This window comes from Vibrio sp. DNB22_10_4 (assembly GCF_052879755.1).
Map to the genome: position 1 here is coordinate 1 of NZ_JBNNXW010000071.1, position 267 is coordinate 267.

1 protein-coding gene is annotated in these 267 nt (G+C 59.9%); it reads left to right on the plus strand.

The genetic code is table 11. The annotated features are described in order from the left end of the window. Positions 1–267, plus strand: a 267-nt coding sequence (locus tag ACVA6Q_RS24705) for a DUF817 family protein (protein WP_446649229.1), incomplete at both ends; no start/stop codon positions are given.

Genomic DNA, 267 nt, shown 5'->3' on the forward strand with positions numbered 1-267 from the left:
TCATTCAGATCGCCCTGCTTTGGCTGAAGCTGGAAACGTGGGATGAAGCCAAGGTGATCCTGATGTTCCACGTGGCCGGCACGGGCATGGAGGTGTTCAAGACAGCCGTCGGCTCATGGATCTATCCAGAGGCGTCATTGCTGCGCATCGGTGGTGTACCGCTGTTTACCGGCTTCATGTATGCCTCGGTGGGCAGCTATATCGCGCGGGCGTGGCGCGAGTTTGATCTGCGGTTCTCGCACCATCCGCCGCTGGTGGTCACTGCCC